This window comes from Streptomyces sp. NPDC007971 (assembly GCF_042958635.1).
GTDB lineage: Bacteria > Actinomycetota > Actinomycetes > Streptomycetales > Streptomycetaceae > Streptomyces.
Map to the genome: position 1 here is coordinate 250,088 of NZ_JBIBJK010000004.1, position 24,937 is coordinate 275,024.

Genomic DNA, 24,937 nt, shown 5'->3' on the forward strand with positions numbered 1-24,937 from the left:
TCACAAAGTGGATCTCTGTCGGCGGATCGGACATCCCATCTGCCGCCCCGGCCCGCCATCCCATCTGCCGCCCCGGCCCGCGCTGTCGGACACCATCCCCGAGAAGCATCCCCGAGAACCACCGATAGATGTAAGGGCCCGCCGTCCTCCTTCGCGGTGAGCCGGGACCGCCGTACTTCACCGGGCAGCACGAGGAGACGCGTTTATCCGGCCCATACCGTCGAAGCGAGCAAGCGAAGACGTGGCGGCTGGGGGCCGTCACCGCACACGAGGGGGATGGCCCGTCATGGGGAACACGGACGTGCGGACGCGGGGCCTGGCCGCGCGCGCCGGCGGCTGGAGCGCCCGGCATCGCTGGGCGGCCGTCGGCATATGGGTGCTGTTCGTCGCTCTCGCCCTGGGACTCGGTTCGGCCGCCGGCCGGGTCAACGTGGACGAGAACGACCAGCTCAAGGGTGAGACGCACACCGCGGCGCGGATCATCGACGACGCGGGCATCAAGGAGCCGGCCGCGGAGACCGTCCTGATCCAGTCCGGCGACGGCTCCGCGAAGGCCACGAGCGGTGAGTTCCGTGCCGCCGTCGCCGACGTCGTCAAGGCCGTCCGGGGGACGGGCAGGGTCACGGGTGTGACGTCGCCCTACGACAGTCACGCCATCTCCCGGGACGGCCGCAGCGCGCTGGTGCAGTTCGACATGCGCGGCGACGCGGACACCGCCTACGACAGGGTCCAGCCGGTGATCGACGCCGTGGCCGGGGCGCAGAAGGCGCATGGTTCGCTGCGGATCGAGGAGATCGGCGGCGCCAGCATGACCAAGCAGTACAAGGACGCCTTCGGGGACGACTTCAAGCAGGCCGAGTACTCGGCGGTGCCGGTGGCCCTCGGCATCCTGCTGATCGCCTTCGGCGCGCTGGTGGCCGCACTGCTTCCGGTCGGTCTGGCGATCACCGCGATCATGGCGACGATGGGCCTGATGGGCGTCGTCAGCCATCTGCAGCCGATGAGCGACACCGCCAACTCCGTGATGCTGCTGGTCGGCATGGCGGTCGGCGTCGACTACTGCCTGTTCTATCTGCGCCGCGAGCGCGAGGAGCGGCTCGCCGGGCGGGATCCGGGCACCGCGCTGCGGATCGCCGCCGCCACCAGCGGCCGTGCGGTCATCGTCTCCGGTGTCACGGTGTGCGTGGCGATGGCGGGCATGCTCTTCACCGGTCTGGCCGGCTTCGAGGCGATGGGCCTGGCCTCGATGATGGTGGTGGCCGTCGCCATGGTCGGGTCGGTGACGGTGCTGCCCGCGCTGCTGTCGCTGCTCGGCGAGCGGGTCGAGAAGGGGCGGGTCCCGTTCCTGAACCGCACCAAGCGGCGCGGCCCGGACAGCGGGAGCCGGTTCTGGACCGCCGTGCTGCGGGGCGTGCTGGCCAGGCCGCTGGTCTCCGTGGTCGTCGCGGTCGGTGCACTGCTGGCGGTGGCCGCGCCCGCGCTGGGCATGAAGACGCAGCAGCTCACGCTGGACCAGGAGTTCGGCAACTCCCTGCCGATGGTGCAGACCTACGACCGGATGAACGAGGCGTTCCCGGGCGGCTCCGAGCCGGCCCAGGTGGTGGTCAAGGCCAAGGACATCAACGCGCCCGAGGTGCGCAGGGCACTGTCGGACTTCCGTGCGCAGGCGATCTCCTCGGGCGCCTCGCGCGGCCCGGTCGACATCAAGCTGCACGCCGACCGGAACGTCGCCGTGGTCTCCGTGCCCCTGGTCGGCGGCTCCGACATGGACAAGGCCGTCAAGAGCCTCGACACGCTGCGCGACCGGGTCCGGCCGGCCACCCTCGGCAAGGTCGAGGGCGTCCAGGCACCGATCGCCGGACAGGTCGCGGGCAACCACGACTTCAACGACCAGCTGCTCGGCTCCGTCGTCCCGGTCTTCGCCTTCGTGGTCGCCTTCGCCTTCCTGCTGATGCTGCTGTCGTTCCGCTCGCTGACCGTGGCGATCACCTCGATCGTGCTCAACCTGCTCTCGGTGGGCGCCGCCTACGGCATCCTCGTCGCCGTCTTCCAGCACGGCTGGGGGGCCTCGCTGGTGGGGGCCGAGGGCGTCGGCGCGATCGTCACCTGGCTGCCGCTGTTCCTCTTCGTGATCCTGTTCGGCCTGTCCATGGACTACCACGTGTTCGTGGTCTCCCGGATCCGCGAGGCGCGGATGCGCGGCCGTACGACGCGGGACGCCATCCAGCACGGTGTGGTCACCACGGCCGGTGTCGTCACCAGTGCCGCCGTCATCATGGTCGCCGTGTTCGCGATCTTCGGGACGCTGTCCATGCAGTCCATGAAGCAGATGGGCGTGGGCCTGGCCGCCGCGGTCCTCATCGACGCGACGGTCATCCGCGGAGTGCTGCTGCCGGCCGTGATGGCGCTGCTCGGCGAGCGCAACTGGTACCTGCCGAAGTGGCTGCACCGGCTGCCGGACCTCACCCACGACGAGTCGCCGGAACCGGTCGCACCGGCCCCGGTGCGCGGCGAGGGCGAGCGGCTCGGCGTCTGAGAGGGCGCACCTCCTTCCAGGCGTCTGCATCCGCGGCTCTGATGCCGGAGTTCCGCTGCCGGAGTTCCTCGGCTGGGGTTCCTCTGCCGGAGTTCCTCTGCGGGGGTTCCTCTGCCGGAGTCCTGCTTCCAGAATTCAGTTTCCGGATTTCTGATGGCACGGTTCCGATTCCGCAGGTGTGATTCCGCGCGGGAGACAGGGCCCGTTGGTTCCCGGATGGGGACCGACGGGCCCTCTTTGCCGGACCGGGGTACGCGACGGATCCGGGCCGCGCCCAGGCCCACCGCCTGCTCGGTCACGTCCTCGCCATTGGCCCTGAAGCGCAGTCGGGCAGGGAAGCGCGGCCCTGGGGGCAGCACCTTCTCCAGCCGATCGACCATCAGGCCCCTCCATGGCCGCCTTCTGCGCACCCCGGCGGAGATCCGGGCGAAGCGGGCCTAGGGGCGGAGGCCTGCCGGGAGTTCCGCCTCGATCAGGTCGGCCGCCCGGCGGGTGCCGCCCTCCTCGGCCATCCCCGCCCGGATCTCCTCCAGGCGCCGGGCCACCTCCGGGTCGCCGGTCAGGGTGAGGGCGGCTTCGCGCAGACGGTCGGCGGTGGCCTCCTCGGTGGGCAGGTTCCGGGCGACACCGAGGGACTGGAGCACATCGGCGTTGCCGAACTGGTCGGCGGCCTGCGGTACGGCGATCATCGGCGTGGCGGTGGCCAGCCCTTCCTGGCTGCCGCCCGCACCGGCGTGCGTGACGAACAGGTCGGCCTGGCGCAGGACGGCCAACTGCGGCACCCAGCTGTGCACTTCGGCGTTGCCGGGTACCTCGCCCAGCTCGGCGGGGTCCACATGCCGGCCGATCTGCAGGACCAGGTGCCAGCCGGGCAGGTCCTGGAAGGCACGCAGGCACTCGCGGTAGAAGCCGGGCTGTTTGGTGAAGGCCGAGCCGAGGGAGACCAGGACCACCTTCTCGGCGCCGGCCGGCCGCTGCCAGTCGCCCTGTTCGGCGCGGTCGCCCTGGCAGGCGCCGACGAAGGTGTGGACCCGCTCGTCGACCCGGTCGGCGTGCGGCTGGAGCGCCTTCGGGATGAGCACGAGGGAACGGGCGGGCCGGCCCGCGAAGTCGTCCGGGTGCCGGGTGATCCCGTTCTCCTGCAGCCAGGCCTCGAAGCGGGCGTAGTAGGCCTGCCCGCGTTCGGTCTTCTTCGGCTCGGCCCACAGGGGCTCGGCGACCTCCTTCTCGTAGCCGTCCCAGGCGACGAGGTTCGGCGAGAGGGAGACGGCCGGGACGCCCCAGCGGTGCGCGAGGACGCGGGCCGGGTAGGAGGCGATGTCGTGCAGGACGAGGTCGGGCTCGTCACCGGTGTAGGCCTGGATCAGCTGCGGAAGGGCCTGGATCGCGTCGGCCAGGAAGGGCTCCACGTTGTCCAGGAGGGTGGATCCCCAGGCCTCGGGGTCGGCGTCGGGCCCGGGCAGTGTGCTGGTGTAGGGCACGGGCAGGGCGCCGGTCACGGCCACCTTCTCGGCGAAGGCCGGCGGGATGGCGTAGGTGACCCGGTGGCCCCGGGCGACGAGTTCACGGATCACCTCGAGGCTGGGGTTCACATGGCCGTGGGCGGCGATGGAGAACATGGCGATGTGGGCGGGACTACGTCGAGAAGTCATGCCCCAGAAGCTAGACGAGACGGGTCGTCTCGCTCAATTGAATTTACGGCGCGCACGATCACCGCTGGTATCTCGCACAACTCACCGCTGGCACCTCGCACGATCTCACCGCTGGTACCTCGCCAACACCAGGTTCCCGTCCGTCTCCAGGCGTCTGCGCAGGCCGGAGAGGCCGATGGAACCGCTGTAGTACTCCTGGAAGGCCGGGGCGGCGACCTTGTCCTTCCACTCCGGATAGCCGCGCACGGACTGGGCGGGCGCCGGTCGGAGGTGGGCCGCCAGGGCGGTGCCGACGGCCCAGCCGTTCTCGGCGGTGTGCAGGGCGGGGTCCTTCAGGGCCTGGGTGCCGGTGGGCAGCATCCAGTCGCCGAGGGCGAGGCGGACCATGTTCCGCGGCCGCAGCAGGAAGTCGACGAACGCGGCGGCCTCCTTCTTGTGCGGGCAGTCGGCGGCGATGGACAGGGTCTGCGGGCTGACGCCCTGAGCGAGTCCGCCGGAGCCCGCGGGCGCGGGGAGCACCTCCCATGCGAAGCCCCTCGGGGCCTGCTGCACGATCTGCTGGCGGTAGGAGAAGCCGAGGGGCACCATCGCGTACCGGCCGCCGAAGAAGCCGGGCAGCGTGTCCGAGCCGCCGCTGCCCAGCGTCGAGACGGGGGCACTGCGGGCGGTGGCGATCTGGTCGTGGATGGTGCGGGGCACGACCGCGTCACCGTCCTCGAAGCGGACGGTCACCCTGCCGCCGGCGCCCCGGTGGAAGAGCTGCCCGCCCGCCGACAGCCCGAGGTCGAGGGTGGCGGAAACGGGTTCCTTCAGCGGCCAGGCCACGCCGTACCTTCCGTGGCCGCCGAGCCGCTCGGTGATCCGCCGGAACTCGGCCCAGCTCCAGGGGTGTCCGGGCGTCGGTGTGCGCACTCCCGCCGTCCGCAGCCAGGCGGAGTTGGCGACCAGCACGCGGGGCTCCTGAAGGAAGGGCACGCCGTAGATCCCGTGCCCGAAGGCCGTCGTCCGCCAGCTGCGCCGTGGGATGCCGGACCGGAGCCGGGCGGACAGCAGGCCGGTGAGGTCCGCGAGGTAGCCGCCGTAGGCGAAGTCGGCGAGGTCGTCGGAGGCGTCGTGGATGATGTCGGGTGCCTCGCCGCCCTCGAAGGAGGTGAGCAGTTGGTCGTGGACGCTGTCCCAACTGCCCTGGACGTACTCGACCCTGACGTCCGGGTGGGTGGCGTTCCACTCCTTCACGAGTTGCCGGTTGGCGGCGACGGACTCCTGCTGCCAGGCCAGGGACTGGAAGCGCAGGGTGATCGGGCCGCCGTGCCGGCCACTGCCCGGCGAGCAGCCCGCGAGGAGCAGGAGGAGGACGACGGCTGCCGTGACGGCCCTGGTCTGCATCAGCTCTTCACCGCCCCGGCGAGCAGTCCGCCCGTCGTCCGCCGCTGGACGAGCGCGAACACGAGCAGGGAGGGCAGCGTGGCGAGGAACGCCGCCGCGGCCAGCGGGCCGAGGTCGGCGACGCCCTCCGCGCCGACGAAGTGGGTGAGGACCACCGGCAGGGTCTGCTTGCCGGGGCTCTTGAGCAGCACCAGCGCGAAGAAGAACTCGTTCCACGCGGTGACGAAGGCGAACAGCGCCGTCGCCGCGATCCCGGGCGCGAGCAGCGGCGCCGTCACCGACACCAGGGTCCGCAGCCGCCCGGCCCCGTCGACGGCCGCTGCCTCCTCCAGTTCGGCGGGCACGGCCCGGACGTGGCCCACGAGCATCCACAGCGCGAACGGCAGCGCCCACACCACGTAGACCATGACCAGCCCCGCCAGGGAGTCGATCGCCCGCAGGTGCTTCAGCACCAGGAACAGCGGGATGATCACCAGTACGAACGGGAACGCCTGGCTGGCCACGACCCATCCGGTCGCCGCCCGGGACGGCCAGGACCGGTGCCGTGCCATGACGTACGCCATCGGCGTCGCGAGCAGGACGGCGACGACGGCTGCCGCGAGCGCTGCGAGCAGGGAGTTGAGCGCGGCGTGCAGCAGCGGCTGCTCGTCGAAGGCCCGCCGGAAGTTGTCCAGGGTGGGGTGGCGCGGGATCCAGGTGGGATGGAGGGTGCCCAGTTCGCGGGGCGGCTTGAAGGCGGTGGACAGCAGCCACAGGAACGGGAACGCCAGGAAGACGACGTAGGCGAGCAGGGCGGCGTACTGGCCGGCGCGTGCCGCGGGGCGGGTCCTCATGCCTCCTCACCGCCCCGCAGCCGACCGGCCAGGAACACCGCGAGCAGGACCGAGACCACCGCGACCAGCACGCATCCCATCGCCGCCGCATAGCCGAACTGCCCGTAGCGGAAGGCCTCCTCGTAGGCGAACAGCATGGGCAGCCGGGTCTTTCCGCCGGGCCCGCCGTTCGTGAGCACGTACACCAGGGCGAAGGAGTTGACGTTCCAGATCAGCTGGAGCGCGGTGATCGCGAGGGCCACGGGCCGCAGGGCGGGCCAGGTGACCGTGCAAAAGCGGCGCCAGGCGCCTGCGCCGTCCACCGCGGCCGCCTCGTGCAGTTCGCGCGGGGTGTTCTGCAGCCCGGCGAGCAGGGCGACCGTGGTCTGCGGCAGGCCCGCCCAGACGCCGACGACGATGACGGCGGGCAGTGCGGTGCCCAGGCCGCTCAGCCAGTCCCGTCCGTCGCCGAGGCCCAGGTCGCGCAGGGTCTCGTTGAGGACGCCCGCGTCCGGGGCGTAGACGAGCCGCCACATGATGCCGACGACGACCTCGGGCATGGCCCACGGGAGGATCGAGAGGGCGCGGGCGAGCCCGCGCAGCCGTAACTCCTGGTCGAGCAGGAGGGCGAGGCCGAGGGCGAGCAGGAACTGGGGCACGGTCACACCGGCCGCCCACACCAGCCCGATCCGGAACGACTCCCAGAACAGCGTGTCGTGCAGCAGGTCCCGGAAGTTGAGGGCACCGATCCAGCGGGTGGCCGCGGTCCGGCCGGACTGGGCGTCGGTGAAGGCCAGCAGGATGCCGTAGAGCAGCGGGCCCACGCTCAGGACGAGGATCGGGATCAGGGCGGGCAGGACCAGGAACCAGCCGCCGTGACCGGCGGCGCGCCCTGCCGCCCGTCCGGCGGCACGTCCGGCCGGTCGTCTGGTTTCGGCCACCGATGCCACGGAATCAGCCCCTTTGCCGGATCTGGTTGGCGTGTTCATGGTCGTGACGGAGTGAAGTCTCGTCAAGGGGCCGTGCACGCCCTCCGACCTGTGCGAATGCAAGACTGGCCGGAGGCCGGACAGACACGGCACGGCGCGGCACGAGTGGCACGGAGGCGGACGATGGACGAGGCGCGGGCGCGGGACGTACTGGCCGCGGCGGGGGTACTGCCGGACGCGGCGCGGGACGCGCGGCTCCTCGCCCTCGGTGAGAACGCGGTGTTCGCCGCCGGCGACCTGGTGGTCAAGGTGGGCCGCGACGCGGAACTGCTGGAGCGGGCCCGTCGGGAGCTGGACATCGCCGGCTGGCTGGCCGGGGCGGGCGTGCCGGCGGTGCGGGCGGCCGAACCGAAGCCGCTGCTGGTCGAGGGGCACCCGGTGACCGTGTGGCACCGGCTGCCCGAGCCGGTACGGCCTGCCGAACCCCGGGATCTGGCGCAGCTGCTACGGATCGTGCACGCGCTCCCCTCTCCCCCCTTCTCCCTCCCGCCCCGCGAGCTGCTGGGCGGTGTGGAGCGCTGGCTGCGGCTCGCGGGTGACGCGATCGACCCGGCGGACGCGGCCTATCTGCGCGAGCGCCGGGACGGCTTCGCCACGGCCGCGGCCGCGCTGACGCCGCATCTGGCGCCGGGCCCGATCCACGGGGACGCGCTGCCCCGCAATGTGCACATCGGCCCCGAGGGCCCGGTCCTGGTCGACCTGGAGACCTTCTCCGCCGACCTGCGCGAGCACGACCTGGTGGTCATGGCCCTCTCCCACGACCGCTACGGCCTGCCGGCCGAGGCGTACGGCTCCTTCACCGAGGCCTACGGCTGGGACGTGCGGGAGTGGGAGGGCTGCTCGGTGCTGCGCGGCGCCCGCGAGACGGCCAGCTGTGCCTGGGTGGCCCAGCACGCCCCCGCCAACCCCAGGGCGCTGGCCGAGTTCGAGCGCCGGGTGGCGTCCCTGCGGGAGGGGGACGAGACGGTGCGGTGGTACCCGTTCTGAACGCCCGCCCGAGCGGCTGTGAGTCGCCGCCCGAACGCCTGCCGAAGCGCCCGCTGAAGCGGGCGGGGTGCGCCGTGCGCAGGCGAGTGCGTGGGGGCGCGCGGCGGGTCGCTCGCACGCGGCTCGGCCGCATGTCGCACCCGGCCCGCGCCCCTCAGCCAACAGGCTCACCCCCAGGCAGCCACCTCGCCCCTCAGGCAGTCGCCCCCTCCCTCAGGCAGTCGCCCCCTCCCTCAGGCAATCACCTCGCCCCTCAGGCAGGCGCCCCCTCCCTCAGCCAGTCACCTTGCCCTTCAGGCGGTCGCCGCGCCCCTCAGGCAGTCGCCTCGCCGTGGATGATCCGGGCCGCTCGCCCCAGTTCCGCCAGGACCGTGCGGACCGCCCTTCTCGCCGTGCGCTCGGGTCGGCACAGGACGTCGATGTGCCGAGTCGCCCGGACGCCGCTGAGCGGTCGCAGGACCAGTGCGGGATGCCGGCGCACGGTGAAGCGCGGCATCAGGGCGATCCCGCCCCCGGCGGCGACGGCCTCGGCGACCACCGCGAACTCGTTGATGCGATGGGCCAGACGGAGCCGTCTGCCGGCCGCCGCGGCGATGGCCTCGACGGTGGCCATGACCGGGAACCCGTCGTGCACGGTGATCCACGGCTGGTCGGCCACGTCCCGCGGCGTCACCCGCTGCTTGACGGCGAGCGGATGCCCGGCCGGCATCGCCACGTCGAGGGGTTCGTGCAGCAGGGTGGTCACGGTCACCGCGCGCGGCCACGGCGGTGCGTGGTCCAGGCGGTGGGCGAGCACGAGGTCGTAGGTGCTGGTCAGCCGCGGGAAGTCCTCCTGCGGTACGTCCTCGTCGGCGAGCGCCACCGTCGGTGCGTCCGGCCCGGACAGGCCGCGCAGCAGGAGCGGGAAGAACGCCGAGCCTGCGCTGTGGAAGGCGGCCACCGACACCTCGCCGTCCGGCCTGCCGACGAACTCCTCGACCGCGTGCCGGGCCCGGGCCAGCGCCGACTCCACCCCGACGGCCGCGTCCGCCAGCGCCTGCCCGGCATCCGTGAGCACCAGGCGCCGCCCATGCCGTTCGGTGAGCGGCACCGGGATCGAGCGCTGCAGCAGCCGCAGCTGCTGCGAGATCGCCGACGGCGTGACCAGCAGCGCCTCGGCGACGGCGGTGACGCTGCCCAGCTCGCCCAGCTCCCGCAGAATCCGCAGCTGGCGTTCGTCCATGCCGCCAGTGTAGGACGACGATGAAGGCCGGCTAAAAGATCGTTTAAGAAACTGGTTCTGGGCTTCAGACACCCGGGGGTGCACGGTGGGCGGGTGACCGACGCCCGCCGTACCGACGCGGTACTCCTCCTGGTCGCGCTGGTCTGGGGTTCCAGTTATCTGTCCGCCCAGACGGCCGCGGCCGCCCTGCCCGTCCTCCTCGTCCTGTTCGCGCGCTACGCCCTTGCCGCCCTCCCATGCCTCGCTCTCGTCGCCGCCCGGGGCGGACCGCGCGGGTGGACCCGGGACGAGATCCGGACGGGTCTGCCGCTCGGGGTCACCCAGGCCGTGGTCCTGGTCGTGGAGACCTACGGCGTCGCCCACACCACGGCCGCCAACGCGGGTCTGATCATCAGCCTCACCATCGTGCTCACCCCGCTCCTCGACCGCGGCGGCCGCCGGGGCGGTCCGCCTCCCGCCTTCTTCGCCGCGGCCGGGACGTGCGTCCTGGCCGTGGGTCTGCTCATGTCCGCGGACGGCTTCCACGCGCCGCGCTCCGGGGACCTGCTGATGCTGGCCGCGGCCTGCGTCCGCGCGGTGCACGTGGCCCTCGTCGGCCGGCTGACCGCGGGCCGGGCGGTCCGCCCGCTGCACCTGACGGCGGTGCAGACCCTGGTCGGCACGGGGCTGTTCCTCGCACCCGCCGCCCGCGGCCTTTCGGAACTGGCCCGAGCCGGTACGGCGACCTGGGCACAGCTGGCCTATCTCGCCCTGTTCTGCAGCGTGTTCGCCTTCCTCGCCCAGACCTGGGCCGTGCAGCGCACCTCGGCCAGCCGGGCCAGCCTGCTGCTGGGCACCGAGCCCGTCTGGGCCGCGGCGGTGGGCATCGTCCTCGGCGGCGAACGCCTCACCCCGCTGACCGCCCTGGGCGCTGCCCTGATGGTCGCCGGCACGTACTGGGGCCAGGCCGTGGAACGCGCCCACCGCAGCGCCGCCGGCCCCAGGGACACCGGCACCGCCGGGACCTTCGCGCCCGCCGGGCCCCTTGAGAGAAACGGAGACGAACCCCCGTGCCCGACCACGACACTTACCAGCACCTGATCTCCCTGCTCGACGCCTCGGGCGTCGGCTACCGCCTCATCGACCACGCACCCGAGGGCGCCACCGAGACCGTCAGCGCGCTGCGCGGCCATCCCGTGGAGCAGGCCGCGAAGTGCATCGTGCTGCGGGTCAAGGTCGACCGCCGCACCACACGCCACGTCCTCGCGGTCGTCCCCGGGGACCGGAGGGTGGATCTGGACGCGGTGCGCGCACTGTTCGAGGCGCGGTACGTCGGTTTCTGCGACGCCGGGACCGCGGAGCGGCTCGCCCGCTCGGTGCCCGGCACCGTGCTGCCGTTCAGCTTCGATCCCGGGCTCGAACTCGTCGCCGACCCGGATGTCGTCGCCCGGCCGCTGCTGTACTTCAACGCCGCCCGCCTGGACCGCTCGCTGTGTCTGACCGGCGCCGACTACGCAAGGCTCGCCTGCCCGCGGGTGGCCGGCATCGCGAGCCCCGCGCCGGCGTGACCGCCCGGCTCAGACCTTCTCGTCCGCCAGGTCCGCCGGCTCACGCAGCGGCCACACGCCCTCGACCACCGCCGTCGCGTCCCCCTTGCGGCGCAGGAACGCCTGGAAGTCCGCCGCCCACTCGGCGTACCACTGGATCTGGCGGCGGTGCAGCTCCGCCGGGGACAGGGACGCGACCTTCGGGTGGCGGTCGGCTATCGCGGAGGCGAGACGGGCCGCGGCGAGGGCATCGGCCGAGGCGTTGTGCGCCGCGTCGAGGACTATGCCGTACTCGGCGCAGACCGCCTCCAGATTCCGCTTGCCGCGGCGGTAGCGGTCGACCCGGCGGTCGATGGTGTACGGGTCGACGACCGGCGCCGGGTCCGGGCCGCCGAGCCGGTCGGCCAGGGACGGCAGGCCGTGGCGGTGCAGTTCGGCGGAGAGCAGCGTGAGGTCGAAGGCCGCGTTGTAGGCGACGACCGGCACTCCCGTGCGCCAGTAGGAGACGAGGACGTCGGCGATGGCGTCGGCCACCTCGTCGGCCGGACGGCCCTCGGCCGCCGCGCGTTCGTTGCTGATGCCGTGGACGGCCACCGCGTCGGCCGGGATCTCCACGCCCGGATCCGCCAGCCATTCCCGGCGCCCCAAGGGCTCACCGTCCCTGACCTCGATCACCGCGCCGGTGACGATGCGCGCCTCACGCGGATCGGTCCCGGTCGTCTCCAGGTCGAAGCCGATCAGCAGCTCCCGGTGCCAGCCCATGGGCGGCCCCCCTTCTTGGTGGTGCTTTCCCCCAGTGGCCTCCACCCTCGCACGCGGCACTGACAATGCGATGACCGCGTTCCGCTTGCCGGGGCGGACTGTTCAGGACACCGGGCGCGAATCCGCCCAGGACAGCTCGAATTCCTCGCGGTATATCGGGAAGAGTCCCGCTTCACCCACGTCGTCCGACTTGACCAGCTTGCTTCCGTTGCGCAGCACCAGCACCGGCGACTCCATCCCGCGCGCGCCGCGCAGATAGGACTGCACCACGGCGATGCCGTCGGAGCCGTCTCCGTCCACCAGGTAGGCGGTGAAGCGGGGCGTCTCGTCGTAGACCTGGATCTCGAAGGCGCCGGGGTCGCGCAGCCGGGACCGCACCCGGCGCATGTGCAGGATGTTCATCTCGACCGACCGGCCCAGTTCGCCCCGTTTCATCCCGAGTTCGCGCTCGCGGCGTTTGACCGCGCTGGAGGCCGGGTTGAGGAAGAGCAGCCGTACCCGGCAGCCGGACTCGGCGAGCCGGACCAGGCGCCGTCCGGAGAAGTTCTGCACGAGCAGGTTGAGGCCGATGCCGATCGCGTCGAGGCGCCGGGCGCCGGCGAACAGGTCCTCGGCCGGGAACTGGCGCATCAGCCGCACCCGGTCGGCATGGACCGCCACCACGTCCGCGTACCGGTCGCCGACCAGGTCCTCGACCGCGTCGATGGGCAGCCGGCGCGCGGAGGGCACGTCACCGCCCGCCCCGAGCGTCTCCAGCAGCCGGGCCGAGGCCCGTTCGGCCTGGTTCAGGACGGCCTCGGACAGGGCCCGGTTGCGGGAGACGACGTTGCGGGTGACCTCCAGCTCGTCCAGGGCGAGTTCGAGGTCGCGGCGCTCGTCGAAGTACGGCTCGAAGCACGGCCAGTGCTGCACCACCAGCTCGCGCAGCTGGGGGAGGGTGAGGAAGCTGAGCACGTTGTCGTCGGCCGGGTCGAGCAGATAGCCCTTGCGGCGGCTGACCTCGCGCACCGCGACGGCGCGCTGGACCCACTCCTGCCCGGCGGGTCCGGCCGCGGCCACCACCCACTCGTCGCCGTGGACGGGTTCGTAGATGGGGCGCAGTACAGCGGCCACGACCGCGCGCAGCCGCTGTTCGACGAGGTTCAGCCAGATGTACGCCCGGCCCGCCCGCTGGGCGCGGGTGCGCACCTCGAGCCAGGCGTCGGCGTCCCAGTCCAGCTCCGGCCCGATGGACCCCGCCGCGTCCATCGGGCGGGCCAGGGACACCGCACCGGGCGGGACGTCTGCGGAGCTCCCCTCGTGACCCTCGTCACCAGGGGGCAGCTCCAGGCCTCCCGAGCCCACCCGTGCACCGCCTTCCGCCACCCCGGGCCTTCCCCGTCTCAACGATCAAGGAAGGGTACTCCGGGAGCGGTCGGCGGTGCAGCCGGATGGACAGGTCGGTTTCTCAACTACGCGGGCGCCAGTGGCCGTTCTGCCATGACAGGGCGTCCGGAGTGAGGGGATTCATAGCGGTGACGTCCCTCGGCGCGATGGCGAAGCCCTGCCAGTGGATCGGCATGGGCTGCTGGTCCTCGTCGCGCGCGATGTGGTGGAAGCCGACGTTCATCCAGATCACCGGGTGAGTGAGCGTCTGGCCGTTGACCCACGTGTCGACGGACTTGCCCGCTCCGGCCGGGCAGGCGCCGGGGTTGTTGCTGGCGAACTGCTCGCACGGGTTGTACTCGGTGAAGTACACGTCGTGCTTCGTGAAGCTGCGGCCCGGGTACCTCGTGGTGGGGCCGGGCACGATCTCGTACGAACGCGCGTGCCCGTCCTTGTTCTTGCCGGTCTCGCTGACCACCCGCCACCAGCGGTAGGTCTTGGCGTCGCCCGCGAGTTCCTTGGTGACCTTGGTGCGGGTGGTCTTGTTGGTGGGTGCCTGCTGGCCGCGGGCCGGGGCGGTGACGGCGGAGTCGTACTGCTCGACCTTGGTCCTGGAGGAGCCGTCGAGGCCGAAGTCCAGGCGCCAGAAGACGTTGTGGCTGTGGCTGGTGGCGTAGGCCTTGGCGCCCTTGCCGATCGGCCAGCCGCGGCCGTCGCCGGCGTCGTAGTCGTCGTAGGAGAGGCTGCCGGTGGCGCCGACGTTCATGTTGACGGTGCCGTCGTCCTGGAAGCGCCACTCGGTCATGTACTCGTACCAGCCGACCTTGTTGACCGTGTAGACGAGCAGGTCCTTGCCCTGGGTCTGGAAGACCTTGTTCGCGCTGTCCCCCTGCATGCGGTAGGCGTGGCCGCGCGAACGGGTGGTCGTGCACAGGCCCTTGACGTCCTGGTGCTGCGGGTCCCAGGCCTCCGGGACCCGGACGGTCTTGATCGTGCCGCCCGGGCACTCGCCCGGCGCCAGGTCCACCAGTCCCTGGGCGAAGCCGAACCCGGTCAGGTCGTCGTACTCGACGCTGCCGTTGTCGTAGGGCACGTCGATCTGGGCGAGACGGGCGCTGTTGAGGACCTTGATCGGCTTCGGCTCGCCCTTGGGCTGGTAGGAGACGTTCTCCAGGACGAGCCCGGCCTTGCTGTCGTAGCGCCAGCACATCCGCCAGGTGGTGCCGGTGGCGAGTTTCTGCTCGATCCGGTAGGCGGCGCTGCAGTCGGCGGCAGCGGCGCGGGCGGCCGGGGCGGTCCCGGGCCGGGCCACGGCCGGTCCGGCGCCGGCCGTGACGCCCGCGGCCAGTGCCGCGACGGTCAGGCCGACGGCCGCCCGCGTGCGGGCACGGGTGATTCTGTCTTTGCGCATGAAGACGTGACTCCCCTGCAGGAGATGCAAGTTGGAAAAGTGAACGACTGCCGGGACTCAGTGGCGGCCGAGCTCGGCGACCTTGCGGGCGCTCAGGTCGACGATCAGCCACCGGGCGTCGATCCACGGGCCGTTCTTGACCTTCGGGAACAGCCGCACACAGCGGTGTTCGCCGCACTTGTCGAGCACGGCGGGCTGCCCGCCCGGGGTGGCCCGGTAGACGGCGCCGTTGAGCAGCAGCTGGTCCGCGGAGGTCAGCTCGTGGCCGGTGGCGTCCTTGTAGTCCGCCTTGAGGCCCGCCCCCAGCGGGTCGGCGATCAGCAGAGCGGCCGCCTCGGCGTTCTCGTCACGGCTCAGCGGCGGCTGGACGCCGTGCTGACTGCCGGTCCGCTCGACCTTGCCGGTCTCCAGGTTGACCGTCTTGGTGACGAGCGTGTCGCTCTTGTAGTCGTAGAAGGTCACCTCCGCCCGGCGCGGCGCGTCCGGGTCGTCCAGCTCGTTCGCCTCGGGGTCGGCGAGGTCGACGCTCAGTCGCTGCGGACCGCGGTCCCCGTCGACGTTCTCGCCCGAGGTCAGCAGCTGTTTGTTCAGGGCGATCTTCTCGACGCGCCGCATCTCGTCGTCGGTCAGCGGGTCGCGGCCCGTGCCCGTCTTCCCCTCGGCCGGCGCCTGCTGCACCACGCCCGGCCGGACCGCGTCCGGCCCCTGCCCCCCTTGCTGTGCGGCCTGCGCGCCGCCGCTCGCTCCTCCCGATTCGTCCGCCCCGGCCGTGCCCGGCAGGGTGATCCCGATCATCACGGCGGTTCCGGCGACCGCCAGGGCCGCACCGGCCACCACCTTGCCCAGATGGCGGTGCACTATCTCGCGCACATCTTCCCCCTACTCCCCCAACATCCCCGGGAGTACGTGTTGCCCCACTGGTTCGGCACACGGCGGGTGGTCGAGTCGCCGTGCGCTCTGGTCGGCCGGTAAGAGGGGCGTAAGTCACAGGAGGTTGCATCACTTTCGGGCAGACTCGAGGCCGAGAGCGGCCCCGGCGGGGCGGCACACCTGGAAGAGTCGTGTCCATGCAGGTCTGGCCTGGAGAGGCGTATCCGCTCGGCGCCACCTACGACGGCGCCGGAACCAACTTCGCGGTCTTCACGGAGGCCGCGGACCGAGTAGAGCTGTGTCTGCTGCACGACGACGGCTCGGAGACGGCGGTGGAACTGCGCGAGAGCGACGCGTTCGTGCGACACGCGTACCTGCCGGGCGTGATGCCGGGACAGCGGTACGGCTTCCGGGTGCACGGCCCGTACGCCCCCGAGCGCGGGCTGCGCTGCAACTCCGCGAAGCTGCTGCTCGACCCGTACGCGAAGGCGATCAGCGGCAGCGTCCGCTGGGGCGAGGAGGTGTACGGCTACCACTTCGGGGCCCCCGACCGGCGCAACGACCTGGACTCGGCGCCGCACACCATGACGTCGGTGGTGATCAACCCGTACTTCGACTGGGGCGACGACCGGCCCCCGCGCACCGGGTACCACCACACGGTGATCTACGAGGCCCATGTGAAGGGCCTGACCATGCGCCACCCCGGCCTCCCGGAGGAGCTGCGCGGCACCTACGCGGCGCTCGCGCACCCCGCGGTCGTCCAGCACCTGACCGAGCTGGGCGTGACGGCGCTGGAGCTGATGCCCGTCCACCAGTTCGTCAACGACCACCGGCTGGTCGACATGGGCCTGAACAACTACTGGGGCTACAACACGGTCGGCTTCTTCGCCCCGCACAACGCGTACGCCTCCTGGGGCGACCGCGGCCAGCAGGTGCTGGAGTTCAAGTCGGCGGTCCGGGCGCTGCACGAGGCCGGGATCGAGGTCATCCTCGACGTCGTCTACAACCACACCGCCGAGGGCAACCATCTGGGTCCGACGCTGTCCTTCAAGGGCATCGACAACGCCTCGTACTACCGTCTCGCGGACGACCCCCGCTACTACACGGACACCACGGGCACCGGGAACTCGCTGCTGATGCGGTCCCCGCACGTCCTCCAGCTGATCATGGACTCGCTGCGGTACTGGGTGACCGAGATGCACGTCGACGGCTTCCGCTTCGACCTCGCGGCGACGCTGGCCCGGCAGTTCCACGAGGTGGACCGGCTGTCGTCGTTCTTCGACCTGGTGCAGCAGGATCCGGTGGTCTCCCAGGTGAAGCTGATCGCCGAGCCGTGGGACGTGGGCGAGGGCGGCTACCAGGTGGGCAACTTCCCGCCGCTGTGGACCGAGTGGAACGGCAAGTACCGGGACACGGTGCGGGACCTGTGGCGGGGCGAGCCGCGGGCGCTCGCGGAGTTCGCGTCCCGGCTGACCGGCTCCTCCGACCTCTACCAGGACGACGGGCGCCGCCCGCTCGCCTCCATCAACTTCGTCACCTGCCACGACGGCTTCACCCTGCACGACCTCGTGTCGTACAACGAGAAGCACAACGGGGCCAACGGCGAGGACAACCGGGACGGAGAGGGCCACAACCGGTCCTGGAACTGCGGTGCGGAGGGCGAGAGCGACGACCCGGGCGTGCTCGCACTGCGCGCCCGCCAGATGCGGAACTTCGTCGCCACGCTGATGCTGTCCCAGGGCGTGCCGATGCTCAGCCACGGCGACGAGTTCGCCCGCACCCAGCGCGGCAACAACAACGCCTACTGCCAGGACAACGAGGTGTCCTGGGTGGACTGGCCCGAGGACGGCGGCGAGCTGCTGGAGTTCGTCCGGGCGATGGTCTGGCTGCGCCGCGACCATCCGGTCCTGCGCCGGCGGCGCTTCTTCCACGGGCGGCCGGTGGAGGGCACCCACGACGAGCTGTCCGACATCGCCTGGTTCACGCCCGAGGGCGGCGAGATGACCCAGCGGGACTGGGACTCGGCGCAGGCGTCCGCCCTGACCGTGTTCCTGAACGGCAACGCGATCTCCGAACCCGGTCCGCGCGGGGAGCGGATCGCCGACGACTCGTTCCTGCTCATGGTGAACGCCTCGCCCCGGCCGCTGGACTTCCTGGTGCCGGTCGACCACGGCCGGCAGTGGCAGGTGGTCGTCGACACGGGCCGACCGGAGGGGGTCGCGCCGGGGACGGGGGCGAAGGTCGCGGCCGGTGACCGCATCACCCTTCCGGACCGCAGTCTGACGGTGCTGCAGCGGCCGGCCTGACGCCTCCCGGCGGCCCCGCCCGGGCCACTCGTGCGGGTCTGATCGTCCTTCGCGCGCGCGTGGAGGACCTGTCCGGCCCGTCCGGGGTGCGCCGCCGGACGGGCCGCGGGACAAGGTGCGCATGCGGGGGTCCGTGCCGGAGTCGATGACACGAAGGACGGCGGGCTGGGTACTTAGGTCTCCATGACCTCTGTGCGACCCGGACCGGCGGTGCCCACGGCCACCTACCGGCTGCAGCTCCAGCCCGCGTTCCCGTTCGCCGCGGCCGCCGCGGCCGTACCGTACCTGGCGTCGCTCGGCGTCTCGCACCTGCACCTGTCCCCCGTCCTGGAGGCCGTGCCGGGCTCCGCGCACGGCTACGACGTCGTCGACCACGCGCGCGTGCGCGAGGAACTGGGCGGCGAGGAGGGGCTGCGCGCGCTGGCGCACACCGCCCGGGAGCACGGCCTGGGCCTGGTGGTGGACATCGTGCCGAACCACATGGCCATGGCACCCCGGCACAACCACGCGCTGTGGGAGGTGCTGCGCGAGGGGCCCGGATCGCCGTACGCACGCTGGTTCGACATCGACTGGGAGGCGCAGGGCGGGCGTGTGCTGCTGCCCGTGCTCGGCGGTCCGGTCGGCGCGGAACTGGACCGGCTCGTGGTCGACGGGGACGTCCTGCGCTACCACGACCACGTCTTCCCGCTCCGCGCCGGCACCGAGGACCTGGAGCTGCCCCGGCTGCTCGACGCCCAGTGGTACCGCCCGGTGTGGTGGCGGCTCGCCCGCACCGAGCTGAACTACCGGCGCTTCTTCAGCATCTCGGAGCTGATCGGGGTGCGGGTGGAAGACCCCGAGGTGTTCGGGGCCACCCACGCCAAGATCCTCCAGCTGCTGGCGGAGGGGGTGGTCGACGGCCTGCGGATCGACCATCCCGACGGGCTCGCGGACCCCGACGGCTACCTGGCGCGGCTGCACGGGGCGAGCGGCGGACGCTGGACGGTCGTGGAGAAGATCCTCGCCGACGGCGAGCGGCTGCCGGCCTCCTGGCCCGTCGCGGGCACCACGGGGTACGACGCCCTGCGCCACGTCGACGGCCTCTTCACGGACAGCGACGGGGCGTACGAACTGGTCGGACGCTACCGGGCGTTCGCCACGCCGCAGACGGACCGGGGCGGCAACTGGGAGGCGACGGTGCGGCGGGCCGCCTACAAGGTGCTCACGCACGAGCTGGCCGCCGAGACCGACCGGCTCACCCGGGTGGCCGCCCGGCTGTGCGCCGACGCGCCGGACCCCGCGCTGCGCGACCGGGCCCCGTGGGCGCTGCGCACCGCCGTGGAGGAGCTGCTGGTGCGGCTGCGCGTCTACCGGCCCTACGCCTCGGGCGACGCCTGCGCCGTCCTGACCGAGGAGGCCGCCGAGGAGGCCCGGCTGGCCTTCGTGGTGCCCGAGGAGGCCGAGGCCGTCGACATCGTGCGCCGGCTGCTGGTCGAGGCGCCCGGGGACCCGTCGGCACCGGACCACGCCGCCCGGGCCGACTTCCGCACGCGGTTCGCACAGACCGCCTCGGCGCTGCGCGCCAAGTCCGTGGAGGACACCGCGTTCTACCGTTATGTGCCCCTGCTGGCGGCGACCGAGGTGGGCGGCGACCCGGGCAGTCCCGGCGTGGCCCCGGAGGACTTCCACGCGTACTGCGCGCGCGTGCAGCGCGACTGGCCGCTCACCGGCACGGTCGTCTCCACCCACGACACCAAGCGCAGCGCCGACGTGCGGGCGGCGCTGGCCGTGCTCACCGAGTGCCCGGACCGCTGGGCGCAGCTGCTCGCCGAGGTGGCCCTGCCCGAGGAGGGCGCACCGGACGGGCAGCTGGCCTGGGCGGCCTGGCAGACGGTGTTCGGGCTCGGACCGGCCCCGGACGAACGGGTCCGCGAGGCGCTGCTCAAGCATGTGCGCGAGGCGGGCATGTACACGAGCTGGACGGAACAGGAGCCGCCGTACGAGGAGGCGGTGGCGGCGTTCGTCACGGCCGGGCCCTGCGGGCCTCCCGGGGAGCGCGTGGCCGCCTTCCGCAAGGCGCTGGAGCCGCACATCCAGGCGAACGTCCTCGGCACCGCGCTGGTCCATCTGACGATGCCGGGCGTGCCGGACGTGTACCAGGGCACCGAGGGCGAGTACCGGGCGCTGGTGGACCCGGACAACCGGCGGCCGGTGGAGTTCCCTCCCGGGACACCCGGCGAGAAGGACGCGCTGACGGCGGCCGCGCTGCGGCTGCGCGCCCGCCGGCCCGCCGCCTTCGGCGCCTCGGCGGCCTACGCCCCGCTCGCCGCCGAGGGGCCGGCGGCGGACCACTGTGCGGCGTTCACGCGCTCGGGCGAGGTGGTCACGGCCGTGACCCGGCTGTCCCTGCGGCTGGCGGAGTCGGGCGGCTGGCGGGAGACACGGCTGGAGCTGCCGCCGGGGCGGTGGGCGGACGTGCTGACCCCGGGGCGGGAGTTCACCGGGCACGCGCGCACGGCGGACCTCTTCGAGCGGCTGCCCGTGGCGCTGCTGGAACGGGCCGGTCAGGACTGAGGGGCCGCCGCCCGCTCAGCGGGCCCGGCGGGCGACCGGGCCGCACCCGTCCTGCGCCCGGGCGCCGCCGCCCGGCCGCGCCGAGGGCCAGGCTGCGCGCAGCAGGTCCACGAAGGCCGCGGCGGCCCCGGCCGGCGGCACGCGCGCGTAGACCGTCAGGGTGCGCTTCCAGGCCGGGTCGGGAGTGAGGACCACGCAGTCCTCGCCGACGGCTCCCCGCACGACGTGGGCGGGCGCCACGCATATCCCGACGCCCGCGGCGGCCATGCGTACGGCCGTCGAGGTGTGCTCGGTCCACACGGCGGTCCGGGGGCGGAACCCGGCCTGCCCGCACGCCCAGTCCAGGAAGCGCTCGCCGTGGACGACGGGTTCCATGGCGCAGCGGATCCAGGCGCGCTCGGCGAGTTCCGGCAGCGTCACCGTCGTACGGCCCGCGAGCCGGTCGTCGAACGGCACGACGAGGACGACCTCCTCCTCGCCGACCGGTACGACGGTGCCGGGCCGGCCGGCGGGCTCCGGGCCGACGGCGAGGTCGGCCGTGCCGCGCTGCACCGCCTCCTCCAGGGCGTCGGAGGTGGCGTACTCGTGCAGCCGCAGCAGGACCTGGGGGTGGGCCTCGCGCCAGCGGGCGAAGACGTCCGGGAGAGCGCCCACGGCGATGGAGTGGAGGGCGGCGATGTGCAGCTCGCCGCCCTCCGCTCCGGCGGCGGCGCGGGCCGCGCGGCGGGCCCGGGCGGCACTGCGGACGGCGAGTTCGGCGTGCGGCAGGTAGGCGCGGCCCATCGGCGTGAGGCGCACTCCGCGCGGCAGGCGCTCCAGCAGGGCGCCGCCCACCGCCTTCTCCAGGGCCTTGATCTGGTGCGAGAGCGCGGGCTGGGTGACGTGCAGGGCCTCTGCCGCGCGCGTGAAGGACGCCTCCTCGACGACCGTCAGGAAGTACTCCATCTGCCGCAGGCTCAACTCCGCCCCCTCCCATGAAGATCCGGCATGGATTCCACACAAACATTGCCTTGGACTCATGGCAAGGGGCGGGCGGAGGGTGGGGCCATGAGCATGAACACTTCGGACGTCATCGTCATCGGCGGCGGCACGGGCGGGTACAGCACCGCCCTGCGCGCCGCCGCCCTCGGACTCGGCGTGGTGCTCGTCGAACGCGACAAGGTCGGCGGGACCTGCCTGCACCGGGGGTGCATCCCGAGCAAGGCCATGCTGCACGCCGCCGAACTCGTCGACGGCATCGCCGAGGCCCGTGAGCGCTGGGGCGTGAAGGCCACGCTGGAGTCCGTGGACTGGCCCGCGCTGGTGGCCGCGCGGGACGGGATCGTGGCGCGCAATCACCAGGGGGTGGAGGCGCATCTGGCGCACGCGGGTGTCCGGGTGGTGCGGGGCAGCGCGCGGCTGACCGGAACGCGCACGGTGCGCGTGGACGGCGTGCGCGAGAGTCCCGTGGCCGGCACGGACGGCGGTCCGGCGCCGGGCGTGGTCCACGGTTCCGCGCCCGGCGTGGCCCCCGGTTCCGCACCCGGCGTGGTCGACGGTCCGGCACACGGCGTGATCGGCGGTCCGGCAGCCGGCGTGCACGACTTCACCGCACGCCGGGGCATCGTCCTGGCGACCGGCTCGCGGCCGCGCACGCTCCCGGGACTCACACCGGACGGCCATCGCGTGGTGACCAGCGACGACGCACTGTTCGCCCGCTCGCTGCCCGCCTCCGTGCTGGTGCTGGGCGGCGGCGCGATCGGCGTGGAGTACGCCTCCTTCCACCGCTCGATGGGGGCGGAGGTCACGCTGGTGGAGGCCGCCGACCGGATCGTGCCGCTGGAGGACGCCGATGTGAGCCGTCATCTGACGCGGGGTCTGAAGAAGCGCGGCATCGACGTACAGGCGGGCGCGCGGCTGCTGGACGCGGAGGTGGTGGAGGACGGCGTACGCGCCCGTGTGCGCACCGCGCGCGGGGAAGTGCGCAGGGTGCAGACGGAGCGGCTGCTGGTGGCCGTCGGCCGGACCCCGGTCACCGAGGGCCTGGGCCTGGCCGCCGCCGGTCTGACGACGGACGAGCGGGGGTTCGTCGTACCGCAGGACTGGAACCGGCTGGAGACGGCCGTACCCGGGATCCACGTCGTGGGCGACCTGCTGCCGCCGCCCTCGCCCGGCCTCGCGCACGCCTCGTTCGCGGAGGGCCTGCTGGTGGCCGAGACGCTGGCGGGGCTGGCATCCGCGCCCGTGGACCACGCGGCGGTGCCCCGGGTGACGTACTCCTCGCCGCAGACCGCGTCCGTGGGGCTCGGCGAGGCGGAGGCACGCGCGCGTGGCCACGAGGTCGACGTCAACACGATGCCGCTGACCGCCGTCGCCAAGGGGATGGTGCACGGGCAGGGCGGCATGGTGAAGGTCGTCGCCGAGGCCGGCGGCGGGCAGGTGCTCGGCGTGCATCTGGTGGGCCCCCATGTGTCGGAGATGATCGCCGAGAGCCAGCTGATCGTCGGCTGGGACGCCCAGCCCTCGGACGTGGCCCGGCACGTGCACGCCCACCCGACGCTGTCGGAGGCGGTGGGTGAAGTGTTCCTGACGCTCGCGGGGCGCGGCCTGCACCAGCAGTGAGACCCGGAGCACGGTGCCCGGACGGGCCCCCGGAATGCGTCGGGCGCCCCCTGGAGCCTCCGCCGCCGACTGCTTGACAGTTCACCCACGCCGTGCGGCACTTGGAGGGCGAAGCCGGGCGGACAAGTCGGGGGTGAGTCTCCTGCCGGAGCTGCGCTACCCCAGCGTTCCCGAACTTGTCGCCTCCGCACGGGCGTTGGCCGCCGAGGAGCCCGGGCTGTGTGCGCTCAGACAGGTGGGCGTCTCGCGGGCCGGCCGGCCCCTGCATCTGCTGTCCGTGGGACATGCGCGGCGCGCGGTACTGGTCGTCGCGGGCGCCCACGCCAACGAACCGACGGGCGGCTCCACCCTCCGGGTACTGGCCGAACGCGTGCTGGCCGAGCGGGAGCTGCGGGCCGGCACCTCATGGCACTTCCTGCTCTGCGCGGACCCGGACGGCGCGAGCCTGCACGTGACCCCGGCGCCGCGCAGCCTGCTCGACTACCACCTCGGCTTCTACCGGCCGACGGGCGCGGAGCAGCCCGAGTGGTCGCCCGCGGTGCTGCCGCCGGACCGGCTGCCGCCCGAGACCCGGACCCTGACCGGGGTGATCGACGAACTGCGCCCCTACCTGCAGGTGACGCTGCACGGCACCGATCTGGGCGGCAGCTGGGTGCAGCTGACGAAGGACGTGCCGGGCCTTGCCGAGCCGTTCGCCAAGTCCGCCGCGCAGCTGCACATCCCGGTGGAGGCGGGTGCCTCGGACGCCGCGGGCTGGCCGGCCTCCGGGCCCGGGGTGCATGTGATGCCGGGCCCGGAGACGGGCGTCGCGTACCCGAGCATGCCGGACGACGCCCGGCACAGCACCTGGTACCACACGCACCGCTACGGCGGTCTGACGGCCGTCGTGGAGGTCCCGATGTGGGCCAGCGACCTGGTGGACGATCCGGCGCCGCACCCGGCACCGACGGCGGCGATGCACCGGCTGGCGCGGCGGCTGCTGCAGGACTCGCGGGAGGTGGAGCGGGTGCTCGCCGAGGCGCTGCCCCGGCTGGAGGGCTCGGACGGGCCGCTGCTGCGGGCCTCGCAGTGGGCCCTGGAGCTGATACCGGGCCTCGCGCGGGACTGGACCCACACCCCGCCGGCCGGCACGACGATGGCGTACGTCGGCAGCGTGGACGCCTTCGGACGGCGGCTGCCCCTGCGGGCGGCCGCGATGCTGCTGCGGGTGCTGCGGGAGACGGACGACCGGGCGGCGCCGCGGCTGGAGCAGCTCGTCGCCTCCTGGTGCGAGGCCTTCGCGGAGCGTTTCAACGCCCGCTGGGTGCCGCTGGAGCACCAGGTGGAGCACCAGTCCCGCACGGTGCTGGTCGCGGCCCAGCAGGCCCGGGAACAGGCGGTATGAGGCCCCGTACCGGAAACCGGCGGTACGAGACCCCGTACCGGAAACCGGCGGTGTGAGGCCCCGTACCGCCCGCGCCTCGTTCACCTCCCTGGAGCCGGGCCCCGCTCCAGGGCGAACACGGATCCCGTCCGTGCGTCCATGACGCACTTGCTGGAGTAGGTCTCCTGGTAGTCGACGGGCCGCCCGTTCCACTGCCCGTGGGCGTGCACCGTCACGGGGGCGAAGATCATGGGGCAGAAGACCTTCGTGTGCGGGATGCGCGCGATGTCGCCGCCCGCCGCTTCGAGTTCGGCACAGGCCTCGGCCGCACGGGCGAACCCCAGGGGCACCGGGTCGCACAGCAGCAGCTTTTCGTGCGCGTCGCCGGGCCCGGTCTCGCCGCGGGCGACGGAGAGGTAGAGCCAGTTGTCGGCAAGGGGGAACGTGCTGCGGGGTGCCGCCTGGGCCGGGCCCGCGGCGAGGAAACCGGCACAGGCCAGCAGGGCGCCGGCGGCCGCTGTCGCTCGGGTGATGTACGTCATGCCCGAATCCATCGGCACGGCGGCCCGCGTTCCCCAGCCCGACTCACCCGAACG

Annotated in this window: 19 protein-coding genes; 8 read left to right on the top strand and 11 right to left on the bottom strand. The window is 72.9% G+C overall.

Annotated features, from left to right (window positions below; translation table 11 throughout):
* The first annotated feature begins 286 nt into the window (after window positions 1-286).
* A complete protein-coding gene (locus ACFZCP_RS10265; RefSeq protein ID WP_391425843.1) occupies window positions 287-2,536 on the top strand; it encodes an MMPL family transporter in 2,250 nt (749 codons plus the stop codon).
* Window positions 2,537-2,973: 437 nt separating this feature from the next.
* Here ACFZCP_RS10265 and mgt read toward each other — a convergent pair whose 3' ends face one another.
* The 4 genes from mgt to ACFZCP_RS10285 all read right to left on the bottom strand — a co-directional run bounded on the left by mgt (window position 2,974) and on the right by ACFZCP_RS10285 (window position 7,375).
* Window positions 2,974-4,188 carry a macrolide-inactivating glycosyltransferase gene (mgt, locus tag ACFZCP_RS10270; protein ID WP_391425845.1) on the bottom strand — a complete coding sequence of 405 codons (1,215 nt, stop codon included), beginning with the start codon at window positions 4,186-4,188 and terminating at the stop codon, window positions 2,974-2,976.
* 105 nt (window positions 4,189-4,293) lie between these two features.
* Window positions 4,294-5,574 carry an extracellular solute-binding protein gene (locus ACFZCP_RS10275; protein ID WP_391425846.1) on the bottom strand — a complete coding sequence of 427 codons (1,281 nt, stop codon included), beginning with the start codon at window positions 5,572-5,574 and terminating at the stop codon, window positions 4,294-4,296.
* Window positions 5,574-6,407 carry an ABC transporter permease subunit gene (locus ACFZCP_RS10280; RefSeq protein WP_391425848.1) on the bottom strand — a complete coding sequence of 278 codons (834 nt, stop codon included), beginning with the start codon at window positions 6,405-6,407 and terminating at the stop codon, window positions 5,574-5,576. Before ACFZCP_RS10280 ends, ACFZCP_RS10275 begins: the two co-directional genes overlap by 1 nt.
* Window positions 6,404-7,375 carry an ABC transporter permease subunit gene (locus ACFZCP_RS10285; protein ID WP_391425850.1) on the bottom strand — a complete coding sequence of 324 codons (972 nt, stop codon included), beginning with the start codon at window positions 7,373-7,375 and terminating at the stop codon, window positions 6,404-6,406. The genes ACFZCP_RS10280 and ACFZCP_RS10285 overlap by 4 nt, the downstream gene beginning before the upstream one ends.
* A 123-nt stretch (window positions 7,376-7,498) precedes the next feature.
* Between ACFZCP_RS10285 and ACFZCP_RS10290 the strand changes: the two genes are divergently transcribed.
* The gene (locus tag ACFZCP_RS10290; protein WP_391425852.1) at window positions 7,499-8,362 is read left to right on the top strand and encodes a phosphotransferase; all 864 of its coding nucleotides are present in this window, start codon (window positions 7,499-7,501) and stop codon (window positions 8,360-8,362) included.
* A 313-nt stretch (window positions 8,363-8,675) separates the two neighbouring features.
* On the opposite strand, the gene ACFZCP_RS10295 is transcribed toward ACFZCP_RS10290, so the two are convergent.
* Window positions 8,676-9,584, bottom strand: coding sequence for a LysR substrate-binding domain-containing protein (locus tag ACFZCP_RS10295; protein WP_391425853.1), 909 nt, complete (start codon window positions 9,582-9,584; stop codon window positions 8,676-8,678).
* A 93-nt stretch (window positions 9,585-9,677) separates the two neighbouring features.
* Here ACFZCP_RS10295 and ACFZCP_RS10300 point away from each other — a divergent pair, with 93 nt between their 5' ends.
* Window positions 9,678-10,664, top strand: coding sequence for an EamA family transporter (locus ACFZCP_RS10300; RefSeq protein ID WP_391425855.1), 987 nt, complete (start codon window positions 9,678-9,680; stop codon window positions 10,662-10,664).
* Window positions 10,634-11,131, top strand: coding sequence for a YbaK/EbsC family protein (locus ACFZCP_RS10305; protein ID WP_391425858.1), 498 nt, complete (start codon window positions 10,634-10,636; stop codon window positions 11,129-11,131). Before ACFZCP_RS10300 ends, ACFZCP_RS10305 begins: the two co-directional genes overlap by 31 nt.
* A 9-nt stretch (window positions 11,132-11,140) precedes the next feature.
* On the opposite strand, the gene ACFZCP_RS10310 is transcribed toward ACFZCP_RS10305, so the two are convergent.
* The 4 genes from ACFZCP_RS10310 to ACFZCP_RS10325 form a co-directional block, all read right to left on the bottom strand.
* Window positions 11,141-11,872, bottom strand: coding sequence for a 3'-5' exonuclease (locus ACFZCP_RS10310; protein WP_362684682.1), 732 nt, complete (start codon window positions 11,870-11,872; stop codon window positions 11,141-11,143).
* A 102-nt stretch (window positions 11,873-11,974) separates the two neighbouring features.
* A complete protein-coding gene (locus tag ACFZCP_RS10315; protein ID WP_391426201.1) occupies window positions 11,975-13,216 on the bottom strand; it encodes an SAV2148 family HEPN domain-containing protein in 1,242 nt (413 codons plus the stop codon).
* A gap of 103 nt (window positions 13,217-13,319) precedes the next feature.
* Window positions 13,320-14,648, bottom strand: coding sequence for a copper amine oxidase (locus ACFZCP_RS10320; RefSeq protein WP_391425860.1), 1,329 nt, complete (start codon window positions 14,646-14,648; stop codon window positions 13,320-13,322).
* A gap of 57 nt (window positions 14,649-14,705) precedes the next feature.
* Window positions 14,706-15,518, bottom strand: coding sequence for a Tat pathway signal sequence domain protein (locus tag ACFZCP_RS10325; protein WP_391425862.1), 813 nt, complete (start codon window positions 15,516-15,518; stop codon window positions 14,706-14,708).
* Window positions 15,519-15,715: 197 nt separating this feature from the next.
* Between ACFZCP_RS10325 and glgX the strand changes: the two genes are divergently transcribed.
* Window positions 15,716-17,824: a glycogen debranching protein GlgX gene (gene glgX / locus ACFZCP_RS10330; protein ID WP_391425864.1), complete on the top strand. Its 2,109-nt coding sequence runs from the start codon at window positions 15,716-15,718 to the stop codon at window positions 17,822-17,824.
* A gap of 183 nt (window positions 17,825-18,007) precedes the next feature.
* Window positions 18,008-20,377 carry a malto-oligosyltrehalose synthase gene (gene treY / locus ACFZCP_RS10335; protein WP_391425866.1) on the top strand — a complete coding sequence of 790 codons (2,370 nt, stop codon included), beginning with the start codon at window positions 18,008-18,010 and terminating at the stop codon, window positions 20,375-20,377.
* A 15-nt stretch (window positions 20,378-20,392) separates the two neighbouring features.
* Here the strand turns inward: treY and ACFZCP_RS10340 are convergent, their stop codons facing one another.
* A complete protein-coding gene (locus tag ACFZCP_RS10340; RefSeq protein ID WP_391425868.1) occupies window positions 20,393-21,337 on the bottom strand; it encodes a LysR substrate-binding domain-containing protein in 945 nt (314 codons plus the stop codon).
* A 93-nt stretch (window positions 21,338-21,430) separates the two neighbouring features.
* Here ACFZCP_RS10340 and ACFZCP_RS10345 point away from each other — a divergent pair, with 93 nt between their 5' ends.
* A complete protein-coding gene (locus ACFZCP_RS10345; protein WP_391426203.1) occupies window positions 21,431-22,978 on the top strand; it encodes an FAD-dependent oxidoreductase in 1,548 nt (515 codons plus the stop codon).
* Between the two features lie 133 nt (window positions 22,979-23,111).
* A complete protein-coding gene (locus ACFZCP_RS10350) occupies window positions 23,112-24,362 on the top strand; it encodes a M14 family zinc carboxypeptidase (protein WP_391425870.1) in 1,251 nt (416 codons plus the stop codon).
* 80 nt (window positions 24,363-24,442) lie between these two features.
* Here the strand turns inward: ACFZCP_RS10350 and ACFZCP_RS10355 are convergent, their stop codons facing one another.
* Window positions 24,443-24,883 (bottom strand): SSI family serine proteinase inhibitor, encoded by a 441-nt coding sequence (locus ACFZCP_RS10355; RefSeq protein ID WP_391425872.1) that lies wholly within the window; start codon window positions 24,881-24,883, stop codon window positions 24,443-24,445.
* Window positions 24,884-24,937: the final 54 nt, after the last annotated feature.